General features: G+C 73.1%; 4 protein-coding genes. 3 read left to right on the forward strand and 1 reads right to left on the reverse strand.

Translation table 11 applies throughout. From position 1 onward, the window contains the following. Positions 1 to 963, reverse strand: a 963-nt coding sequence (locus CCN51_RS45000) for an ROK family transcriptional regulator (protein WP_086860890.1), incomplete at its 3' end; no start/stop codon positions are given. Between the two features lie 138 nt (positions 964 to 1,101). Between CCN51_RS45000 and CCN51_RS45005 the strand changes: the two genes are divergently transcribed. The 3 genes from CCN51_RS45005 (at position 1,102) to CCN51_RS45015 (ending at position 4,705) form a co-directional block, all read left to right on the forward strand. After that, positions 1,102 to 2,316 carry an MFS transporter gene (locus tag CCN51_RS45005; protein WP_014174933.1) on the forward strand — a complete coding sequence of 405 codons (1,215 nt, stop codon included), beginning with the start codon at positions 1,102 to 1,104 and terminating at the stop codon, positions 2,314 to 2,316. 153 nt (positions 2,317 to 2,469) lie between these two features. Further along, on the forward strand, positions 2,470 to 3,186 hold the full coding sequence (locus CCN51_RS45010; protein ID WP_014174934.1) for an ArsR/SmtB family transcription factor: 717 nt from the start codon (positions 2,470 to 2,472) through the stop codon (positions 3,184 to 3,186). A gap of 115 nt (positions 3,187 to 3,301) precedes the next feature. Then, the gene (locus tag CCN51_RS45015) at positions 3,302 to 4,705 is read left to right on the forward strand and encodes a uracil-xanthine permease family protein (RefSeq protein WP_014174935.1); all 1,404 of its coding nucleotides are present in this window, start codon (positions 3,302 to 3,304) and stop codon (positions 4,703 to 4,705) included. The last annotated feature ends 2 nt before the right edge of the window (positions 4,706 to 4,707 follow it).

Here is a 4,707-nt window from a genome sequence, read left to right on the forward strand (position 1 = left end):
GCCCGCGAGCGCGTCCAGGAACGGCTCGCCCCGCTCCCCCTCGTCCACCGCGGCCCGTACAACCGCCTCCGCCGCGCGCGCGTCGTCCGCCGCGTCGGCCGACAGCCCCAGCTCGCGGGCGAGTTCACAGACCGCGGAGCTGCTCGCGAGCGAGTGGAAGCCGCCGTCGCAGCCGGTCGCGGACGGCAGCCCGGACGTCCACGGCACCGGCATGAAGCCGATCTCCCCCGTCCCTCCGGAGGCCCCGCGTCTGAGCATCCGGTCGAGCACGACGGCCGCGCCGACGCCGTGGCCCAGCCACAGCAGTACGAAGGTGTCCCGGTCGCGGACCACGCCGAGCCGCTGCTCGGCGACGGCGGCCAGATTGACCTCGTTCTCCAGCAGCACCGGCGCCCCGAGGCCGCCGTGCAGGGCCGCGGTCAGCTCACGGTGCCAGCGGGGCAGGGCGTCGGTGGCGGCCAGCTCGCCGGTCGCCGGGTCGACGAGCCCCGGGGCGCCGATGCCGATGTGGTGCAGCCGCTCGGCCCCGGCCTCCCGGGCGGTGCGCCGCACCAGGTCCACCGTGGCCTCGGCGGCCCGCACGGGCTCGACGTCGGCGGCAACCGGCAGCGACGCCTCGGCGAGGGTGTTGCCCAGCAGATCGGCCACGCATACCGCCACGCTCCGCGCCCGGACGTCCACGCCCGCCACATGCGCGCTGTCGGCGACGATGCCGTACACCCGGGCGTTGGGCCCGCGCCGCTCGGCCCCCGCCTCCCCCACCACCGCGATCAGCCCGGCGTGCCCCAGCCGCTCCACGAGGTCCGCGATGGTGGGCCGGGACAGCCCGGTCAGGTTCTTGAGCTGGCCGGCGGTCAGCGGCCCCTCATCCTTGAGGAGGTGCAGGGCGAGGCGGTCGTTGATCGCCCGCGCCGTACTCGGAGAGGCGGTACGGCCCGCCAGGGGCACGCGCGTCGACGTCATGGCGGGATCCTTTCAGAGGTACCGCTCATATGGACCCTATCTATCAGGGAGCCTTCCTGATAGTTTCCGTGGTCGAATCGCGTCTCCAGAAGGTCTCCAAAAGGCATCCAGAAGTCTCCAGAGGGGTGGGCAGCGGGTATGGACAGCGATACGGACGCGAAAGCGCTACGCCGGGCGCGCGTTGCCGTGGCGACCGTGTTCGCCGTCCATGGCGCGGTCACCGGCAACTTCGCCACCCGCGTCCCCTGGATCCAGGAGCATCTGGACCTCAGTGCGGGCCTGCTCGGCCTCGCTCTGGTCTTCCCCGCAATCGGGGCCTCCGTCGCGATGCCCCTGGCCGGGCGGATCAGCCACCGCTTCGGCGCCCGCGCCGCCCTGCGCGGGCTGATCGCGCTGTGGTGTCTGTCGCTGGTACTGCCCCCGCTCGCACCCGGCCTGGTCTGGCTGTGCGCCGCGCTCTTCGTCTACGGCGCCTCCGCCGGGATGGCCGACGTCGCCATGAACGCCCTCGGCGTGGAGATCGAGACGCGACTGGGCCGCTCCATCATGTCCGGGCTGCACGGCATGTGGAGCGTCGGAGCGCTCCTCGGCTCGGCGGCGGGCACGCTCGCCGCCCACGCCGACGCGGACGCCCGGCTGCACCTCGGCCTCGCCGCCGCCGTGCTCACCGTGATCGGCGCGGTCGTCTGCCACTGGGTGCTCGATCTGCGCAGCACCCCCGAGGAGCACCCGCCGCCCCGTTTCGCCCTGCCGCCCCGCTCCGCGCTGATCATCGGCGCGGTCGGCTTCTGCGCGGTGTTCGCCGAGGGCGCGAGCCTGGACTGGTCGGCGGTCTATCTGCGGGATGTCCTGGACTCCTCCCCCGCCCTCGCCGCCGCCTGCACCACCGCCTTCTCCTGCACCATGGCCGCGGCCCGGCTCGTCGGCGACGCGGTGGTGGGCCGCTTCGGCGCGGTGCGGACCGTACGCGTGGGCGGCGTCCTGTCCACGGCCGGCGGTGTGCTGATCGTGACCGCCAACGGCCCCGCCCTCGCCATCGCCGGATTCGGCCTGCTCGGCCTGGGCGTCGCGGTGGTCGTCCCGCTCGCCTTCGCGGCGGCCGGGCGCAGCGGGCCGAACCCCAGCCAGGCCATCGCGGGCGTCGCCACGATCACGTACACCTCGGGTCTGATCGCCCCGGCCGCGATGGGCTCGATCGCCGACGCGACCTCGCTGACGACCTCGTTCGGCGTGGTGGCGGTGCTGACGCTGGGGCTGGTGGTGGGGGCGGGCGTACTGCGCGGGCCGGCGCGCGAGGGGGCCGCGGCCGAAGGCCACGCGGACGCGGCGGCGCCGAGCGCGACGCGTCACTGAACGGGGCACTTTCCCCTACCCGCCCCTTCCCGCAACCGGGGCTCCGCCCCGGACCCCGGTCCTCCGTCCGGCGCTTGAGGACACGCCCGAAGGGCCGGCAGGCGCGCGATCGTTTCGGCCGGGGCCGAAGTGTCCGGGGCCCATGATGGGCGTATGTCTCAGCCCCAATCCCGCGGCCCGCAGCTCGCCCGGTTCGCCGCCCTGCTCGCGGACGAGACCCGCGCGTCGTTCTGTCTGGCGCTGCTCGACGGGCGGGCCTGGACCGCCGGGGAGCTGGCGCGGCTCGCCGGGGTGGCCCCGTCGACCACGAGCGAGCATCTGAGCCGCCTGGTCGAGGGCGGCCTGCTGGCGGAGGAGCGGCAGGGCAGGCACCGCTACGTACGGCTGGCGGGGCCGCAGATCGCCCAGCTGATCGAGGACCTGTCCGGCCACGCCGCGCCGCCGCCCGCGCCCCGGACGCTGGGCGCCGCGAGCGCCGGTGCGGCGATGGCGCGGGCCAGGACCTGCTACGACCATCTCGCCGGGCGGCTCGGCACGGCGATCACCGACGCGCTGCTGGAGCGGGGGCTGCTCCAGGGCGCGACGGGCTTCTCGCTGACCGACGCCGGTCTGGTGTGGTTCCGGGACCTGGGCGTCGATCTGTCGAGCGCGCGGCGCGGCCGTCGGCCGATGGCCCGCAGCTGTCTGGACTGGACCGAGCGCAGACCGCATCTGGCGGGCGTGGCGGGGGCCGCGCTGTGCCGGCACGCACTGGACGCGGGGTGGTGTGTGCGGATCGGCAGCCAGCGGGCGCTGCGGGTCAGCGAGGACGGACAGCGGGCGCTGCGCGACCTGCTGGGCGTGCGCGTCGCTGACCTCCGGGATCTTTAGTCGCCGGCCTCCAGGATCTCTATCGCCGGCCTCCAGGATCTTTAGGGGGATGAAACACACTTTCGACCCACTAACATTGCTGCGATCCCCCTGAGCAATGAAGTGGAGCACAACCATGGGCCTCGGCGTGCGCTGGACCCTGCACGGCGACGGGCGTACGCCCGCCCCCGGAGCCGTCGTCAAGCCGGATGAGCGGCTGTCCTGGCCCAGGACGGCGGGGCTGGGCGCGCAGCACGTCGTGGCGATGTTCGGGGCGAGCTTCGTGGCCCCGGTGCTCATGGGTCTTGACCCCAATCTCGCGATCATGATGTCCGGGGTCGCGACCATCCTGTTCCTGCTGGCGACCCGCGGCCGGGTGCCCAGCTATCTGGGGTGCAGCCTCTCCTTCGTCGGCGTGGCCGCGGTGATCAGGGCGCAGGGCGGTGGCAGCGCCGCCGTCACCGGCGCGATTCTCGTGGTCGGCGGGGTGCTGTTCCTCAGCGGTCTGGCGGTCCGCAAGTTCGGCGCGCGCATCATCCACGCGGCGATGCCGCCGGTGGTCACAGGCGCGGTGGTCATGCTGATCGGCTTCAACCTCGCACCCGTGACAGCGAACACATACTGGCCGGCCGACCAGTGGACCGCGCTGCTGACCATGCTCTTCACCGGTCTCGCCGTGGTCTGTCTGCGCGGCTTCTGGTCACGTATCGCGATCTTCCTGGGCCTGGTCTTCGGCTACGTGATCTCCTGGCTCTTCGACCGCGTCTTCGGCAAGATCCACTCGCTGGACGGCAGCGGACGGGCCACCGACCACTGGCGGCTGGACCTGTCCGCGGTGTCCAAGGCGGACTGGATCGGGCTGCCCTCCGTCCACGCGCCCAGCTTCCAGTGGTCGGCCATTCTGGTCGCCCTGCCGGTCGTCATCGCGCTGATCGCCGAGAACGCCGGGCATGTGAAGGCGGTCAGCGAGATGACCGGTGACCCGCTCGACGACACCCTCGGCACCGCCATCGCGGCGGACGGCGTGGCCACCATGCTCTCCACGGCGGTCGGCGGCCCGGCCAACACCACGTACTCCGAGAACATCGGCGTCATGGCGGCCTCCCGCGTCTACTCCACCGCCGCCTACTGGGCCGCGGCCGGCTTCGCCCTGCTCTTCGGGCTGTGTCCCAAGTTCGGGGCGGTCGTCGCGGCGATACCCGGCGGCGTGCTGGGCGGGATCACCGTCATCCTGTACGGCATGATCGGGCTGCTCGGCGCCCAGATCTGGGTGCACAACAAGGTGGATCTGCGCAATCCGCTCAATCTGGTGCCGGTCGCGGCCGGTGTGGTCATCGGCGTCGGCGGGGTCAGCCTCAAGGTCAGCGACAACTTCGAGCTGAGCGGGATCGCGCTGGGCACGGTCGTCGTGCTCAGCGGCTACCACCTGCTGCGCGCGCTGGCCCCGGCCCATATGAAGCGGGAGGAACCGCTGCTGGACGCGGGCACCAGCGCGTACGACGACGAGCCGACGGCGGCCGAGACCGCCACCAAAGCCTGAGG

The organism is Streptomyces milbemycinicus (assembly GCF_002154605.1).
GTDB classification, from domain to species: domain Bacteria; phylum Actinomycetota; class Actinomycetes; order Streptomycetales; family Streptomycetaceae; genus Streptomyces; species Streptomyces milbemycinicus.